16 protein-coding genes and 1 pseudogene are annotated in these 16,079 nt (G+C 65.6%); 14 read left to right on the top strand and 3 right to left on the bottom strand.

Features of this window, described 5'->3' with window-relative positions; translation table 11 throughout:
• Positions 1-76: 76 nt before the first annotated feature.
• The 5 genes and pseudogenes from thiC to cutA all read left to right on the top strand — a co-directional run bounded on the left by thiC (position 77) and on the right by cutA (position 3,390).
• Positions 77-1,867, top strand: coding sequence for a phosphomethylpyrimidine synthase ThiC (gene thiC, locus JW592_RS17730; RefSeq protein ID WP_209266099.1), 1,791 nt, complete (start codon positions 77-79; stop codon positions 1,865-1,867).
• Between the two features lie 174 nt (positions 1,868-2,041).
• A pseudogene (locus JW592_RS32800) lies at positions 2,042-2,176 on the top strand (glyoxalase superfamily protein); the annotation flags it as partial.
• A gap of 35 nt (positions 2,177-2,211) precedes the next feature.
• Positions 2,212-2,544, top strand: a complete 333-nt coding sequence (locus JW592_RS17725; protein ID WP_209266098.1) for a C2 family cysteine protease — start codon at positions 2,212-2,214, stop codon at positions 2,542-2,544.
• A 53-nt stretch (positions 2,545-2,597) separates the two neighbouring features.
• Entirely contained in the window at positions 2,598-2,882 is a 285-nt protein-coding gene (locus JW592_RS17720; RefSeq protein WP_209266097.1) for a DUF6406 domain-containing protein, read from the top strand.
• 175 nt (positions 2,883-3,057) lie between these two features.
• Positions 3,058-3,390, top strand: a complete 333-nt coding sequence (gene cutA / locus JW592_RS17715; RefSeq protein WP_209266096.1) for a divalent-cation tolerance protein CutA — start codon at positions 3,058-3,060, stop codon at positions 3,388-3,390.
• A 4-nt stretch (positions 3,391-3,394) separates the two neighbouring features.
• On the opposite strand, the gene JW592_RS17710 is transcribed toward cutA, so the two are convergent.
• A complete protein-coding gene (locus tag JW592_RS17710) occupies positions 3,395-4,732 on the bottom strand; it encodes an NsdA family TPR-like regulatory protein (RefSeq protein WP_209266095.1) in 1,338 nt (445 codons plus the stop codon).
• A 725-nt stretch (positions 4,733-5,457) separates the two neighbouring features.
• Between JW592_RS17710 and JW592_RS33225 the strand changes: the two genes are divergently transcribed.
• The 3 genes from JW592_RS33225 (at position 5,458) to JW592_RS17700 (ending at position 8,534) form a co-directional block, all read left to right on the top strand.
• Entirely contained in the window at positions 5,458-5,586 is a 129-nt protein-coding gene (locus JW592_RS33225) for a hypothetical protein (RefSeq protein WP_267878036.1), read from the top strand.
• Between the two features lie 253 nt (positions 5,587-5,839).
• A complete protein-coding gene (locus tag JW592_RS17705; RefSeq protein ID WP_209266148.1) occupies positions 5,840-6,130 on the top strand; it encodes a hypothetical protein in 291 nt (96 codons plus the stop codon).
• Positions 6,131-7,241: 1,111 nt separating this feature from the next.
• The gene (locus tag JW592_RS17700; protein ID WP_209266094.1) at positions 7,242-8,534 is read left to right on the top strand and encodes an AlbA family DNA-binding domain-containing protein; all 1,293 of its coding nucleotides are present in this window, start codon (positions 7,242-7,244) and stop codon (positions 8,532-8,534) included.
• Between the two features lie 358 nt (positions 8,535-8,892).
• On the opposite strand, the gene JW592_RS17695 is transcribed toward JW592_RS17700, so the two are convergent.
• On the bottom strand, positions 8,893-9,657 hold the full coding sequence (locus JW592_RS17695) for a GntR family transcriptional regulator (RefSeq protein ID WP_209266093.1): 765 nt from the start codon (positions 9,655-9,657) through the stop codon (positions 8,893-8,895).
• A gap of 172 nt (positions 9,658-9,829) precedes the next feature.
• Between JW592_RS17695 and JW592_RS17690 the strand changes: the two genes are divergently transcribed.
• The 4 genes from JW592_RS17690 to JW592_RS17675 all read left to right on the top strand — a co-directional run bounded on the left by JW592_RS17690 (position 9,830) and on the right by JW592_RS17675 (position 13,379).
• Positions 9,830-10,192, top strand: a complete 363-nt coding sequence (locus tag JW592_RS17690; protein WP_209266092.1) for an SCO3933 family regulatory protein — start codon at positions 9,830-9,832, stop codon at positions 10,190-10,192.
• Positions 10,192-11,508: an FtsK/SpoIIIE domain-containing protein gene (locus tag JW592_RS17685; RefSeq protein WP_209266091.1), complete on the top strand. Its 1,317-nt coding sequence runs from the start codon at positions 10,192-10,194 to the stop codon at positions 11,506-11,508. Before JW592_RS17690 ends, JW592_RS17685 begins: the two co-directional genes overlap by 1 nt.
• Positions 11,501-11,698 carry a hypothetical protein gene (locus tag JW592_RS17680; RefSeq protein WP_209266090.1) on the top strand — a complete coding sequence of 66 codons (198 nt, stop codon included), beginning with the start codon at positions 11,501-11,503 and terminating at the stop codon, positions 11,696-11,698. The genes JW592_RS17685 and JW592_RS17680 overlap by 8 nt, the downstream gene beginning before the upstream one ends.
• Positions 11,699-11,939: 241 nt before the next feature.
• A complete protein-coding gene (locus JW592_RS17675; RefSeq protein ID WP_372446531.1) occupies positions 11,940-13,379 on the top strand; it encodes a replication initiator in 1,440 nt (479 codons plus the stop codon).
• A 147-nt stretch (positions 13,380-13,526) separates the two neighbouring features.
• On the opposite strand, the gene JW592_RS17670 is transcribed toward JW592_RS17675, so the two are convergent.
• Positions 13,527-15,083, bottom strand: a complete 1,557-nt coding sequence (locus tag JW592_RS17670; protein ID WP_209266089.1) for a recombinase family protein — start codon at positions 15,081-15,083, stop codon at positions 13,527-13,529.
• A 35-nt stretch (positions 15,084-15,118) separates the two neighbouring features.
• On the opposite strand from JW592_RS17670, the gene JW592_RS17665 reads away from it, so the two are divergent.
• Both JW592_RS17665 and JW592_RS17660 read left to right on the top strand, forming a co-directional pair.
• On the top strand, positions 15,119-15,292 hold the full coding sequence (locus tag JW592_RS17665; RefSeq protein WP_209266155.1) for a hypothetical protein: 174 nt from the start codon (positions 15,119-15,121) through the stop codon (positions 15,290-15,292).
• Between the two features lie 271 nt (positions 15,293-15,563).
• The gene (locus JW592_RS17660; RefSeq protein WP_209266088.1) at positions 15,564-16,067 is read left to right on the top strand and encodes an NUDIX domain-containing protein; all 504 of its coding nucleotides are present in this window, start codon (positions 15,564-15,566) and stop codon (positions 16,065-16,067) included.
• Positions 16,068-16,079 lie beyond the last annotated feature (12 nt).

The raw sequence follows: 16,079 nt of genomic DNA, 5'->3' as shown, positions 1-16,079 counted from the left end.
TGGAAGGAACCACGGAAACGGCTGCGCCGACCGCCGAACCTGTTACCGGGTAATGCCGGCGTAGGGAGTGGGTCTCATGACCACGCAGGATGCACACGCGCGCGCCGAGAACGCGATCGGCTCGCACAAGGGATATCTGCAAGGGCCGCGCCCCGACATCCGGGTGCCGGTCCGCCGCGTGCATCTCACCAACGGCACGGATGTGACGCTCTACGACACCTCCGGGCCGTACACCGACCCCAACATCGACACCGACGTGCGCCGCGGTCTGGCGCCGCTGCGCGAGAACTGGATCATCCAGAGGGGAGACACCGAGGAGTACGCGGGCCGGGAGCTGCGACCCGAGGACGACGGCATCAAGCACACCAGCCCGCGCGGGGGGCTGGTCCGGAGCGGAGCGACTGATCTGGCAGGTCTGGACGCCGTCTTCCCCGGCCGCCCCCGCCAGCCGCGCCGGGGCCGCGGCTGCAGCGCCGTCACCCAGCTCGCGTACGCGAAGCGGGGCGAGATCACCCCGGAGATGGAGTACGTCGCCCTCCGCGAGAACCTCGCACCCGAGTTCGTCCGGGACGAGATCGCCGCGGGCCGCGCCGTACTGCCCGCCAATGTGAACCACCCCGAGACCGAGCCGATGATCATCGGGAAGAACTTCCTGGTGAAGGTGAACGCCAACATCGGCAACTCGGCCGTCACCTCCTCCATCGAGGAGGAGGTCGAGAAGATGACGTGGGCGACCCGCTGGGGCGCCGACACCGTCATGGACCTCTCGACGGGGCGCAACATCCACACCACCCGCGAGTGGGTGCTGCGCAACTCCCCCGTCCCCATCGGCACGGTGCCGCTGTACCAGGCGCTGGAGAAGGTGGACGGCAAGGCCGAGGAGCTGTCCTGGGAGGTGTACAAGGACACCGTCATCGAGCAGTGCGAGCAGGGCGTCGACTACATGACCGTGCACGCGGGCGTCCTCCTCCGCTACGTCCCGCTCACCGCCCGCCGCAAGACCGGAATCGTCTCGCGCGGCGGCTCGATCATGGCCGCGTGGTGCCTGGCGCACCACAGGGAGAGCTTCCTGTACGAGCACTTCAGCGAGCTGTGCGAGATCCTGCGCGCGTACGACGTGACGTTCTCGCTCGGCGACGGGCTGCGCCCCGGCTCGATCGCGGACGCCAACGACACCGCGCAGATGGCCGAGTTGGATACCCTCGGGGAACTCAACCGGATCGCCAAGGCACACGATGTGCAGACCATGATCGAAGGCCCGGGCCATGTGCCCATGCACAAGATCAAGGAGAACATCGACCGCCAGCAGGAGGTCTGCGACGAGGCCCCGTTCTACACCCTGGGCCCGCTGACCACCGACATCGCACCTGCCTACGACCACATCACCAGCGGTATCGGCGCGGCGATGATCGGCTGGTGGGGCACGGCGATGCTCTGCTACGTCACCCCGAAGGAACATCTGGGTCTCCCGGACAAGGACGACGTCAAGACCGGCGTGATCACCTACAAGATCGCGGCCCACGCGGCGGATGTGGCCAAGGGCCACCCCGGAGCCCAGGACTGGGACGACGCACTCTCGGACGCCCGCTTCGAGTTCCGCTGGGAGGACCAGTTCAACCTGGCCCTCGACCCGGACACAGCCCGCTCCTTCCACGACGAGACGCTGCCGGCCGAGCCTGCCAAGACCGCACACTTCTGCTCCATGTGCGGGCCGAAATTTTGTTCGATGAAGATTAGCAGAAGCATCACAGAGCAGTTCGGCGGTGAGGAAGGTGCGTCCCCCGAGGAAATCGAGGCGGGGATGCTGGAGAAGTCGAGGGAGTTCGCGGCAGCGGGCAACCGCGTCTACCTGCCCATCGCGGACTGATCCAGTCGCGTCACCAGTCAAGCGGCCTCGGGACCCGGGGCCGCTTTGCCTGGTGAAGTTGATCATCTCCCCTGGCCTACGGCAGGCTTCCGGATGCTCTGGAACAGCTTCCGACGACCGAACTAGTGCCGCATCAGGCAACGTTCGCCCTGGGCGGTCTGCGACGATGACTCCATGGACGAAGAAGTCATGCCCATTCTTCGTGTCGAGGACACTGCGGCGGTCGTTTGGTACGAGCGGCTGGGCTTCGCCAAGCAGTGGGAACATCGCTTTGAGCCGGGACTTCCCGCGTTCGTCGAGGTCGCCCGGTCAACCGGGAAACCAGCCGGTGGGACCAGCCCGAGATGCTCACCCAGCTCACGGGTGAGGACAGCGCGGTTTACCCACTCCCGCAAGGCGAAGGTGCCAGCCCCGCGTTGGAGGGCCACCTGCAGAAGCAACTCGCGGACAAGAAGCCGATCGTGGCTGGAACGCGCCCGCTCGACGAGGCGGCGGGCGAAAAGGCACTACCTCACAAACTGATGGCGGGGCACGCGTACGAGGTGGTCGGGGCGCAGGACGGAATGGTCCATTTGAGGAACCCCTGGAACATGCGGCAACCGGAGGCGGTGAAGCCTGAGGAGTTCATCGACTACTTCAGTTACAAGGGGTTCGGTTTCTACGCCACGCTCACGTAGGTCGAACGAGGATGTATGCAGGCGTATGCGGGGCATGAGGGGAATGAACTGATATGACACGGGACAAGCTGGTGATCCGCTCCGGGCAGGTCACGACGATCGGAGCCGGGCGGATCGGCGGAGTGAGCAGCGTCCCGCCCAGGGACTCTGGAGAGGCCCAGGTGCTGCTGACCATTCTCGACGTGGACGGCACCGAGCGGGACGAGGGACTCCAACTGAACGACACCTTCGCAGTGAACGGTGTGACCTGGCGCCTCGCAGACATCACGTACTTCACTGCTGGCAAGTGGGCGGCTGTGGCCGTTCCAGCGGACATGGCCACCCCTGCGGTCGAGTGAGAGGAATGCACCGTCCCGGGTCCTCCGGACGCATGACGTTCCTGCTTCTTGGAGAGGCAGCCGAGTCCTGAAGGTCGCCGTAGGGCGGGGCGGTGACGGGGACGCCGTCGATCAACGGCTACGAGCCGTGGTCGGCAGGGCGAACGTTGCCTGATGCGGCACTAGGCTCGCGGGCATGACTGATTTCCTTCAGGTGGCGACGGCGACGGAGACCCGCGAGCAGGCTACGACGCTTGCGGGGTCGGTGGTGACTGCCCAGCTTGCGGCCGGTGCGCAGATCGTCGGTCCGGTGGTCTCCGTCTTCTGGCATCTGGGCGAGTTCGGCACGGGGGAAGAGTGGCAACTGCTGTTCAAGACCCGTGCTGACCGTTACGCCGATCTCGAGGCGCACCTCTTGGAGCATCACCCGTGGAAGAACCCGGAGGTGTCGGCCGTGCCGATCGTGGCGGGTTCGGATGCCTATCTGCGGTGGGTGGAGCGGACCACCGACCCGAACCCTGCGGACTGACCTCTCACGCTCTGGCCTTCTCCAGCACTTCGGCGACGTCCGGAAGCTCGCGGTGAACGCTGAGCTGCTGGAGGATCGGGGCGAGGCGCTGCCGTGGGCGGACGGATGCCACTCCGGCCGAGAGCTCCAGTACGCGGCTGGTGATGGCCGTGGCCTGCTCGATCTCTCCAGCAGCGAGGTAGGAGTCCGCGAGCCACGACAGGTAGAGGCTCTTGTCCCGCGCGTGGGCGTCGTCGTACCGGGTGAGCACGTCTTCGAGGACGGGGACGGCGCGCAGTGGCCGGCGCAGCTCGGTCCAGCATCGGCCGGTCATGATCTGGAGTTCGTTGCGGTCGACCCATGATGACCAGTCGGGCTGTGGGCTTCCGTCGTCCTGGCTGAGGGCGCCTTCAGCGATACTCAGGGCGCGTTCCGTCTCGCTCGCGTTCCCGGCGACGGCGTAAGCCCACGCGAGGCGTTCATGCAGCAGTGCCCGCACCCCGGGCAGGGCGTCGGGGCCTGCGGTCCGGCATGCCTGCACGGCGGTCTTCACTCCGGCAGAGCGGTCCGTGTTGATCTTCTGGTAGGCGAGAAACGCGAGGGCGTTGCCTGCCAAGGCGGCGTCTTTCGCCTCGGTAGCGGCTTGGTGGCTGTCCTCGTAGAGACTGCGGGCGTCGGTGTGGTTGCCCGCGTCGAATGCGGCCCATCCGGCTTGCTGAGCCTGCTCGGAGAGCACTGACAGAAGCGCGCGCCCGGTCTCCTCCGTATAGCTGCCCTCTCGCAGCATCGTCTTGGTTGCTTGGTACTCGCCCAGGTAGACGCGGTAGGTGTCTCCACCGCCGAGGACGTCATCGAGGCGCCGCAGTCGTGCCGTGCGGTGGCGCAACTGGTCCGGCACGTCTCGGCCGATGTGTCGGCCTGCCTTGATCTGGGTCAGTTCGGGCAGGCCGAGTACCAGACCTGCTCCGGCCGAGCTTTTGAAGAATTCCCTGCGCAGCACTGATTCGCTTCCCTCTCGCGTGGCGGGCGTGGAGCGTGCTGAGGCGGTAGGGGCGTGACCGGATGCGGTTGCAGCTTCCCAGCCACGGGGCGCGAGGCCGAGTAGGTCTCCGGGGATGCGTAAGGCGTCGGCGATTGCCGCGATCTTGTCGAATGACGTGATGCGGCCCTGGCCACGGGCGAGGGTGCCGACGCGTTCGGGCTTGATGTCACATTCGGCGGCGATCTTGGAGTAGCTGATCTTGGCCAGTCGGCGGGCAAGGGAGAAGACCGCGCCGAAGTCGTGAGCCACGATCGCGGCGCGCATCTCGGGGTGGCTGAGGAGTTCTCGCGGTAGTGCGGTCGGCGGTTGGTAACCAGTCATCGTGTGCCCCGTTGCGCCTGCTGGTGACAGTGTGTCGCGAAGCCTGACCGTCAGCCTACCCATCATGGGGATAGCCACGGGCGGGAAGCCATCGCCCTTCTCTCTCAGCACAGTTGGCACGCAAGAGACCCCCGCGACCGATGCGAACGGTCCGGGGGCGTGGTCAACGCTGTGTAGGAGCGTCAACGTGGCAAACCTTATCCCTCAATTCGTGCGATGGCTGTTGCAACTCCTGTTGCCCGGTGCGGGTCGTCATCGCACAGTCGAGACAGCATCCCCCGCGATTCCTGGCGACACCCCGACCCTGATGCTTCCGCGCGTGCATCGGGTCTTCGATCGGTCTTCGCTGCGTGGCGAAGATGTCGGCCTGGTCCGACCCTATGTCGTGGCACACGAGAAGCGGGAAGCACAGCAGCGGGAGCGGCTTCGGCGTGGGGTGCTGGCGTACACGCGGTACGACATGGCGGTGATGAGGTGAGCAGCCACCGGCATGAGGACGTGCCGCACCGGTTCAAGGTGGCTGGCGATGTGCGCTTGGTCGATGACCGGTTCCACATCCCGGTTCAGGTCTTTCGGGGTGACGCTCACGTATCGACCGAGTCGGCTGTGCTGTCGGTGGATGATGCCGCCTTGCTGGAAGCACAGTTGACGCGGCTCCTGTGCGAGAGAGCGGGCCTGGCACCACAGGGACGAAAAGGCGCTCTGAGTCCTTGGAGGCCGTACTGATGGCAGAGGCGGAAGGAGAGCAGCAAAGCCGCGGCCACGGGCAGAAAGACCAGACGGCGAAGCGAAAAGAGTTGGAGGCGGCCGTGCGCAAGCTCAACAAGTGGTCGTCGGGTGGTGGCGGGCGTTGAAACCGCTGTCGCCCTGAGACGGCCCGACGCCCGCGTCCCTCGTTCCCGTCGATGGACGGGGAGTCGGGCCACGCGGAACAACCGCATACGCAATACCGGACCACCCCTCGCCTGGACAGCATCCGGGGTGGTCCGGCTGGGGATCGATCACGAACCCCGGTGCCGATGGTACCGGGGTCGTCGTCGTGCTCTCGTTCGGCACGGCCCACACGGTCAACGTCAGACGGCGTGCGGAGAAGGGGACTTGAGACGGATGTGCGGCCCTGGGGACGGCAGGTTCGACGGTGAGGCGGCCAGTCTGGACGAAGAATTGTGGGTGCGCGGAGTGGACTACGTGGGTGGATGGCGGGACGCGAAGGACACGGGGGAAGAGCTGTTGCACGCGCTGAGTGCCGCAGGGCTCGACACCGATGATCTGCGGGCGCGGGCTGATGCGACTGCGGACGGCTCGGGCGTGGTCCAGCTGGCGGTCCCGGTGGAAGCTGCTCGGGAGTTGGCCATGCTCGTGCGGGTCGCGTCTGCCCGACTGCGGGAAGCAGGCTGAGGTCCCTACACCGGGGGCAGAGGGAGGCACAGGCGGCACGTTCTCAAGCGCGTACGGATCTCTACCACGACGATGCCCGCATCCGCGCTTGAGGATGTGCCGCTCGGGCGGGGTCAAGGGGCGCGCTGTAGCGCCCCTTGTACCACGCCGCGCAAGCAGTTCCCTGACGTCGGCTGCTGCTCGTGGTCACCTCCGCCGACGACCGGGTGCGGACCCCAGCTCGGGCTGGGACCGAGAGCCGGCGCCGCTGAAATGCCTCGTGGGCGCCCTGGGGACGAAAGACCGGCGATCAGTGAGGCTCCTCATGCGCTCATGCCGCCTGTCAGCCCTGGGGCGGCTGCCGCCCGGACGGGACCGGCCGAAGGCCGCACGCCCGGCCGGAGCGGCTGAGCCGTCCCCCAGGGCGCACTCGGAGCGCTCGCTGAGGAGCACCCAATGGGCAGGTCGGCCATTACTCGGAGGCGACACCCGCCTTAGGAGAGAGGCGGGATGATCGTGTCGCTGACCTGGAGCTTCGATACCTGGTCAGGCTGCCGAGAACTCGGCCGTGAGACACCGCCGTTGACCGTGGCTGACCCCAGCATCTGGCACGGCAGTGGCACGAACCTCAGCCGACGACAGTCAGCCACGATGGTGGGTGCGCCGATCGACCACGCACGCGTATGCCTCGATGCACCCCACCGGCCTCAGCCACGCTACCGGGGTGTGTCGTCGACCAGAGCAAGCGGCCACGGCGGGTCCGTGACGACTGCCGGAGCTCTCAGCTTGGGAAGCTGCGGTCATTAACGGCCGGTTTGGGCGCTGACCTGTACAGATGGCTGCATCGTGGCTTCGTTGGGCTGCGCTGCTTTCCCCGTGATTCCCCGCTGTTCCCTGCTCGATCTGGTGCGGTTGTGGTGCAGCAGCCAAACAACTCGTGTGCAAGTGCTAACCGGAAGGCTGCCAACTCGGGCCCAGCGCGTCCTGCCAGCCCTTGAACTCGTATGCGCCGTCCGCAGCATGGTCCGCCGAGCTTGTGGGTGAGCGTAGGCGAGGCTCGGCGCACGGGGAAAGAGAGTGCTGTGAGTGCAAGTTCAGTGCGGCCACCTCAATGACCGACCATACTGGCAGCATGGCGCTCAACATCGACCAGACCAGCCCTTTCCGCTCCCCTCTGCAATTGAGAGCTCTCGTGGAAGCCGTCAAAGATGCAGGTGAGCACGACGAAAACGATTGGATCGAATGGAAGTCAAATTATGATTTGAGCGAGAAGAAGTCGAAGGCTCTGCTGGCGCGTCATATTCTAGCCATGGCGAATCGTTCTGTAGAGAGAAGTCGTCAGGCAGCTGGTGGCTTCGGTTACATCCTGGTGGGAGTCGAGCCCGGTAACCTAGCGGGGGTGGAAACGATTGACCTGGCTGACCTGGAGTCCGGGATTCGCCCGTACCTCGGCCCATTGGGGCCTGAATGGATTCCAAGCTACGCAACCATCGAGGGACGGGAGGTTCTAGTAATCGCCGTCGACCCCCCGAAGCAGGGAGACCGGATCCACACCCTGGAGAAGGAATTTGATAGATACTACGCTGGCATGATCTTCGTCCGCAGGACTGCTCAGACCGCCCTTGCAGGACCGGGGGAGGTGCTCAGTCTGACGCAGAGGGCGCAGACAGCAGAAGAGCGTCAGTCACTAACTCTTTCAGTCCAGGATGAGCCTGTCTCGGTTCCGTCTTGGCCCTGGCTTGACGAGATACTTAAGAATATGCTTGAGGAGGAAAGGCGGGAGGTTGAGGCCAATAGCAAGCGAAAGCCTTCAATGCACCCACGGTTTGCCTCAGGTGGCACGGACTCACGTACAGATGAAGAATACGCCGACGAAGTGCGTGAGTATCTCGAAGAATATAATTCCTATCTCTTCGAATTTGCCGTGCAAGCATATGTGCGCAGAGGGCATGGCGCCCTGCGTTTGCGGCTTCATAACTCGCAAGAGCGAAGCTATCAGCAAGTGAGAGTCGAGGTGGATTTGCCGCAAGGTATCTCTGCATGCTTGGCTGACGATTACTCCGGGGATGACATCGAGCCTCCAATCAGGCCGATCCCTCTTGGCGAGAAGAATTTTTTCTCAAGCGGCATAAACTATGCCCACTTCAACAACATCGTGCCAGCCGGTTCGACTCTCGATCTCCATGCACGTGTTGAGGGAAGAAAAATCCTCTGTGATGTATCAAGTCTTCGAGCGGAAGAAGTTCTGCCGCTTCCTGTGTTCCATCTCATGGCGTCGCCGGATCTCGGAAGTGCGTCGATTCCCATGCCATGGTCTATCACTGCCGTAAACGCTGTGGGTCGCACCAAGGGTGCGGTAAACCTCGAACTAGGTCATACGATTGAGAGGAATGCCGAGGCGCTCGGTCAGGGAGAGAAAGATTGAGAGGTCGGTGGAACGGCTTTGGGGTGGTGCTGCTTTGGCGCGAGTGATCATGGCCCCGTAAGCTTGCGGCGCGTCGGGCAGTCTGTGGACCTGCCCGGTGAAGCACGACGTTGGGGCCATGATCTTCGAGGCTCGCGCCAAAGTGGCTCCGTAAAGCCGTGGAGCCGACCGTCCCAGCCACGACGTATCCCTTCTCTGGCATCGGGCGGCTGATTGCTGTGAGCGCGGCACGGGCGCCGGCCGGGCTGGAGCGGGGCGGAGACAGGAGCGCAGGCCCGGTCGGCGGCCGGGCCGCGCGCGGTGAGCGGAGCGAGCCGCCTTGAGGAAGTAAAGACAGGTTTCGACACCCCGCGACGTCTCAGTCGCGTACGGCGCGCAGTTGGCGGGTGCTCTCGGTTGTGATGCGGTAGGCGGCTTGTGCGCGGTCGCCGTTGACACGGAATTCTTCGCGCAGCAGAGCGGCGTTCTTGCGGCCGTACGTGGTGCGGGTGGTGTGCAGAACGGGTGTGGCGTCGGGGAGTTGGAGTGTGGTGCGCTCATCAGGGAGGGGCATGCGGGCTCGGGCGGTCTCTGTCCATCGGAGCTTGTGCCCGGCCTCGGCCAGGAGGGCGTAGATCTTCTCCGGTGGTGTGTCCGGTGCCTGTTCCAGCTCGGTGCCCTCTGCGGTGCGGAACGGAATGAGTGTGCGGTGTGCGATGCGGACACCGGTGTCCGGGTCAACCCATAGGCGGTCCACACCGAACGCGGCTTCCTCGGGCTCTTGTTCCTCGCCGAATGCGACTGAAGTGCGGTAGATGCTCGGCTCTTCGTGGAGCTGCCAACCCTCCGTGCCGATTGCGTACGCACCCTCGGCGTCTCGACTGACGGCACGATCCATCGTGAAGGCGGATGTGGGCGCGCTGCGAACGAAGCTGCCCTTGCCGTGGATGACCTCGATCAGCCCCTCGGCGCGCAGGGCAGCGATGGCGTTGCGCACAGTGGGCCGCGACACGTTGTAGCGGTCGATCAGATGGGCCTCGGAAGGCAGTGGCGCGCCTGGTTCGAACTCGCCGGCCAGGATGGCGTCACGGATCGCGGCTGCGACCTGGCGGTAGAGCGCTCCGGGGCGCTGGATCTCTCCCATAACGGCCTTCCTGATCGGTGGCGCACTCGTTGGTCATGCACTTAATCGGATGTGTCACGTCACTCGTCAGCATAAGTGGTTGCGCTTGGGCGTCAAGGCATGCATAGTCGTCACTCGTCAGTACGAGTGACGTCCGCCGAGACGTTCGAGTGGCCAAGGAGGCCCCCAACTCATGCAGTCCATACCTGTGGACACATCCCGGCTTGGCGTACTGCGGTGCGCTGTCGAGCCGGAGACGAAGTACAGCAACTACGAGAACCGTGAGGTCAAGAAGGACCGGGACGGCAACACCGTGTACACCGTCGGCGTGATGGTGCGGCAGGAAGGCCGCCGAGTCTCGGTGATCGAGATCGCCGTACCTGGTGAACCGAAAGGCATTGTGGAGGGCGTCGAGGTCCGGGTTACCGGGCTGGAGGCGTTCGCCTGGTCGATGGGAGACAGGCACGGCGTCAGCTTTCGGGCCTCGGCGATCACGCCTGTGGCGACGCCTGCACCGGCGTCCGGTCCTGCGGCTGGCAAGGGCGGTGGTGCTTGATGGACCGGCTCGGTCTGCTTGTGCTCGCTTTAGCAGTTCTGTTCTGGCTGCTGGTCGGCAGTGATCGCCTGCGGGCCAAGCGGCCGGACTGGCACTGGTACGTGACCGGGTACCCGCGTGCGGCGCTGCGGGTCCTGCTCACCTGGCGCAAGGTTGCTCACCTCAATGACCTCACGGTCTCCCACAAACCCAACCGGCGTTTGCTGGGTGACCTGGCGGTCAAGGGCGATCCCCTGCGTACCCACACACCGCGCTGCGCCTTCCCTCGTCCCACACCCAACGGTCTGTCGCTGCGCGTGCGGCTGTATGCGGGGCAGACTCCGGCGCCGTTCCTGGCGGCGGCTGACGCGTTGGTGCACGCCTGGAAGGTGCACGCTGTGCGGGTCGTCTCGCCCGAACGCGGGATCGTCCTGATCACGGCGACGGCCAGTGACCCGCTGGCGGGTCCGAACCGCACCACGAGGGAGGTCTCCGGTTCGCTGCTCTCGGCTGTGGTCGGCGCGCTGGAGACCGGTCACGCCTGGCTGATGGACTTCCGGCGCGTACCGCACTGGTTGATCGTCGGCGGCACACAGTCGGGCAAGTCGACGCTGATCGCCCGGCTGATCAGCGAGCTCGCTCCGCAACCTGTCGCCCTGGTCGGCGTCGACTGCAAAGGCGGCATGGAACTGGGCCTGTTCCAACGGCGACTCTCAGCCCTGGCCACCTGCCGTACGGAAGCCATCGCCGTGCTCGGAGCCCTGGTCGTCGACATGCAAGACCGGATGCGTCTCTGCCGCGTGGCCGGAGCCCGGTCCATCTGGGACCTGCCGGAGAAGGAACGGCCGGTACCCGTCGTCGTGGTCGTGGACGAACTCGCTGAGCTGTATCTGACCAACGGCAGCAGGGAACAGCGGGCAGAGGCTGAGCAGTGCTCGACCTACCTCCTGCGGCTGGCCCAACTCGGGGCGGCGCTCGGCATGCACCTGGTGGTGGCCGGCCAGCGCGTCGGCTCGGATCTGGGTCCGGGCGTGACGGCCCTGCGGGCCCAGTTGGGCGGCCGTATCTGCCACCGCGTCAACGACCCCGGCACGGCAGAAATGGCCCTGGGCGACCTCAATAAGGACGCCGTGACAGTCGCACAGTCCATCGGCGAAACCGAACAGGGCGTTGCCGTCACCACCGGCGAGCTGGGCGGGTGGATGCGCGGGCGCTCCCACATGACCACACCCTCTGAAGCCCAAGCGACGGCATCTGAATACGGGGGGCTGGCGCCTCGCCTGCCCGGGGTCGTCCGCGCTCTGGAAGACCTGGAAGGAGGCGACGCCCGTGAGTGAGAACGCTGCTCTTCCGCTGGTGCTGCTCTTCGGGCTCGCCACCGTACTTCTCGTGCGCTCCCGTCATGTGCGGTGGTGGGAAGCGGTGCTCATCGGCCTGTTCGGCATGTACCTCGGTCAGACACCGGTCATCTTCACCGCAGACGGCCTCGTGAGCTGGCTGTTCTCCGGCTTTTCCCACAACAGCTAGACCCCTCAGGGAGGCCCAGCAGGTGACCATGCATCGCGTCCGCTGTCCCATCTGCAAGGGAGAGCGCTACCGCAGAACCCGCACCGGACACATGCGGCGCTGCCGCTGTTGCCGGGGCACCGGAACCATCCGCTGACCCACACCACCAACCAGCGAATCAAGGAGTGATCGCCATGGACGACACCCACCCAACCGCAACCGTCCGTGCCGCTGCGGCGGCCCACCCTGGGAGGTCCCCACCATCACCGCCGAGATCACCTCGGCTGACAGGCGCGCCGTACTCGACCGCGCGGCGCGCCTGCGTCAGCTCTCCGAAGTCGACCGCGACGTCATACGACTCGCCCAAGATCCGCAGTTCCCGCGCTGGCTCGAACAGGTCACCGCTACCGGCGGCTGCGCTCACCCCGTGCACCTCTCCGGCTCAACAAGCGCGTACGACGCAGCAACCGGTGAACTTCTGCACCACTACGACACATCCGCGGAACCCGGCGAACGCCTCTCCGTCCGCTGCCGCAACCGCCGCGCATCGGTCTGCGCGCCCTGCTCCCGACTCCACGCCGGGGACACCTTCCACCTCGTCCGCGCCGGTCTCAACGGAGGCAAGGGCGTACCGGACGCCGTCCGGGAACATCCTCGCCTGTTCATCACCCTTACCGCTCCCAGCTTCGGGCCTGTCCACCGTGCCACCGACGGTGAACGCTGCCGACCGCGCCGCACGTCCCACACCTGCGAACACGGACGCTCAAAGAGCTGCGGAGCCGTACACAGGTCCGGTGACCCGCTGATCGGCCACCCCCTGTGCACCGGCTGCTACGACTACCCGGCACATGTCCTCTGGCACGCACACGCCGGACGCCTGTGGAAGGCATTCACGGACAACCTCTACAACCACCTGGCCACGCGTACAGGCCACACTCGGGCGGGCCTGCGTCGTGCGGTGCGCGTCTCCTACGCAAAGGTTGCCGAATACCAACAGCGAGCCGCTGTCCACGTACATGCCGTCGTACGCCTCGACGGGCCCGACGGACCCAACACCGTGCCGCCCCTCTGGCTCGACGCTCACACGCTCGCATCAGCAGTCCACACTGCAGCGTCGGCCGTGCGACTGCGCACGCCGTACACACCTGCCCTCGGCGAATACAACCTGCGCTGGGGCAACCAGCTCGACGTCCGGACGCTGAGAGCCTTCAACGACCCCAGCGCGCTGAGCGATAACGCCGTTGCCGCCTACGTAGCCAAGTACGTCACCAAGGGAGCCGCCGAGACATCTGCGGGGCTCGATCACAGAGTCAACGGGACGGAAGAGATCACGTCCGCGCTCGTATCCCGGCACGTGCGCCTTCTGATGGCGACCTGTTGGCGTCTCGGTGTACTGCCGGAACTGGAGCCGCTACGGCTGCGGTCCTGGGCACACACCATCGGCTACCGGGGCCACATCCTCACCAAGTCGCGCAGCTACTCAACGACGTACGCCCTCCTTCGTGAGGAGCGAGCGCAGCACGAACGGGAACCAGACGCGCCGGGCGATACAGACGTGATCACTGAACGCCACTGGCGTTACGTCGGCTCCGGCCATACCCCCGGCGCAGCGCTCATAGCGGCAGGGGTCGCATCGGACCTTGCCCGGAACCGTGAAGAAGCGTGCGAAGTCTCCACGTCGGCCGGCGGTGGCAGGAGATGACCAACACCCCAGCGGGGCAGACCGAGCGAGAGGATGAGGCGGCCGAAGAGGCGGCGGTGACGGAGTGGATCGAGCGTCATATACGCCAGTCACCGCCGCTCTCGGACGATCAGTTGCGGACCATGAGTGTGATCTTGGGTGTGCGGCTCACCCGGCGGAACGCCAAACGGGCTTGAGCAATTCGGGGTCGAAGGCTTTGTTCCCCTTGCCGCCGGGGAGCGCGACGATCGCGTGTACAGCCTTCTTGATCAGCTCCCGCCGCTGGGTCAGCGTCTTGGACTCCCATGACGCGGCGATGTCCTCTCTTGCGGCCTCGGCTGCCGCCTTCTTCGCCAGGTAGTCGGCTTGGTCCGCGCGGAGTTCCTTGACCCGGGCTTCGAGAGCGGGGAGGTTCCTGAAGAACGTCTCATCGTCGATCTCTCCCTCGTGCCATCGGCCTTCCAGCGCCTTACGACTCTGAACAGCGCGGTCCAAGTCGTCGCCCTTGTCCCACTCCGGCACCTCCTGGGCGGCGGCTTCGGCCTCCTGCTTGAGTTTGGCGATCACCAGCCGCTCTATGGCCTTGTCGGTCTTGTCGCCGCGCTTGTAGGTCTTGTTACAGCCGCCGTCAACGGTCTTCTTGCACATGTAGGCGTGCTCGTACTTCACCCAGCCGTTCGCCTTGATCCCGATCATCTTGTTGTTGCACACGGTCCCGTCTTCGAACACGTGGCCGCAGCGGAGAATGCCGGTGAGCAGGTACTTGTGGACCAGGCCGCCGCGAGGAAGGCCCGTTCCCCGTCCCCGCTCCCTGATTGTGGCGGTGACGGCGTACCACTCCTTCGGCGTGATGATCGCTTCCCACTCGCCCACGATCGGCTGATCATCCCCGTCTCGGACGAGTTCCCCTCTGACCTCGCGGTAGCCGCACAGGCGCGCGTTCAAGAGCACCTGCTTGACGGTCTGGTACTGGAAGAGGTTGCCGCGGCTCGTGATGAACCCGGCCTCCTTCCACTGCCGCGTGATCTCGGAAATGGAGGCTCCGGCGATGACGTCGTGTACGGCCTTCCGGATCGCCTCGGCTTCCTTGGGGCGGAGAGTGACCCGGTCGTCGTCCCACCCGAAGGGGCGCCACGCGGCCACGGACTTGCCCCGGATGGCGCGGCTGCGGTGACTGTTCCGGGTGCGTCGCTGCTTCTTGCGCGTCTCGCTGAGGGACATGGCGACACCCACCAGTCCTTTGATCTCGAACCCCTCGGCGTACAGGTCCTGCACTCCGTTGGAGTCGTGGTAGACCCGGTCCTCGTGCGCCGTGAACGCCTTCAGGTAGCGCTCCCAGTCGCTGGGGCGCCGGTAGAGGCGGTCATCGTTCACGGCCATCACACCGTGGATCGGGTACCCCTCGGGGGTGGTACCGGCTTTCAGGTCATTGATCAGTTGCTCGAAGTCGTCACGGATGACGCTCTCTTTGCTGGCGCTCTTGTCGTTGTCCGTGTACCGGTAGACCACCAGCCATCCCAACTTGGCGGCGTCGCCGGCCATGTCGCGGTGCTGGTCCTCGATGCCGTGCGCGTCCTTCACCCGGCCGTCGAAAGAGATGCGGGCGTAGCAGACCACACATTTCAGCGACGGGTCCGCAGCAAGCCTTGCGCGGACCTCCTCGACCGAGGGCAGCCCTTCGGGGACCCCTCGCAACCTGCTGACGACCTCTTCACGCTTCTCCATCGGGTGCCTCCCCCTGTCCCGTGGCCCTGCCGGGCATGACCACGGTAGCGGATGTGCCGCATCTAGTGATGCTCTTCTCGATGAAGATCTCCCAAGAGATCCGCGAGCAGCACGGGGCCACGATGGAGGAGGTCGAGGCCGGAATGGCGGAGAAGTCCCGCGAGTTCGCCGAGGCGGGCAACAGGGTGTATCTGCCGATGGCGCAGTGAGTCCGATGGCGCGGTGGGCGCGTGGGTCCGCCGCGCCACTGCCGTGATGCGTGAAGGGCGGTTCGTGGCTCCCCCCTCCTGCCACGAACCGCCCGGCTCGGCGCGCTGCCCGGCTCTACGCGCGAAGCTGCGCAGACGACAAGAGTAGTTGACTCAACGTCAGTGTCCAATCACTTATCGGTATGGACTTATCGGGAGATTTAATGGCCCGCAACGCACGGTGACGAAAGCGGAGGGTTTGGCCCGGGGCGATGTGGGCCAGACCTCCTGCATGTTCGTCGAACGTCCCGTGGTCAAGCGGACTGCCCGCGCCGTCCTTCTCGCGCCCGGCGCCGCCCCCGGCGAGCCCGCCGAGATGATCCTCATCAAGCGCACCAAGCCCGGTCAGGAGCCGTACTGGATCACACCGGGGGGCGGAGTCGAACCCGATGTGGACCACACCGTGGTCGAGGCACTGCACCGCGAAGTGGCCGAGGAGCTGGGTGCCGAGATCACCGATGTGGTGCCCGCTTTCGTGGACACGGTGAGTGATCCCGAGGAGACGCCGGGCGGGGTGAAGGTTCAGCACTTCTTCGTGTGCCGGCTCGTCTCCCTCGACCCCCGCCTACGGCACGGACCCGAAGTCGAGGAGCCGCAGGGGGAGTACGAGATCGTACGGCTGCCCTTCACACCGGAGGGCGTCACCTCGGTCGAGGTCGTACCGCCCTCGCTGCGGGCCTACCTCGCCGCCAACATCGAGGGCGTCCAGGCCCTGCTCGCCCCTGACCTGGGGTGAGTTGCCCCGAGC

It is taken from the genome of Streptomyces spirodelae, from assembly GCF_017676385.1.
GTDB classification, from domain to species: domain Bacteria; phylum Actinomycetota; class Actinomycetes; order Streptomycetales; family Streptomycetaceae; genus Streptomyces; species Streptomyces spirodelae.
Note: the sequence above shows the minus strand (reverse complement) of the source record. Positions and strands in the feature narration are given on the sequence as shown.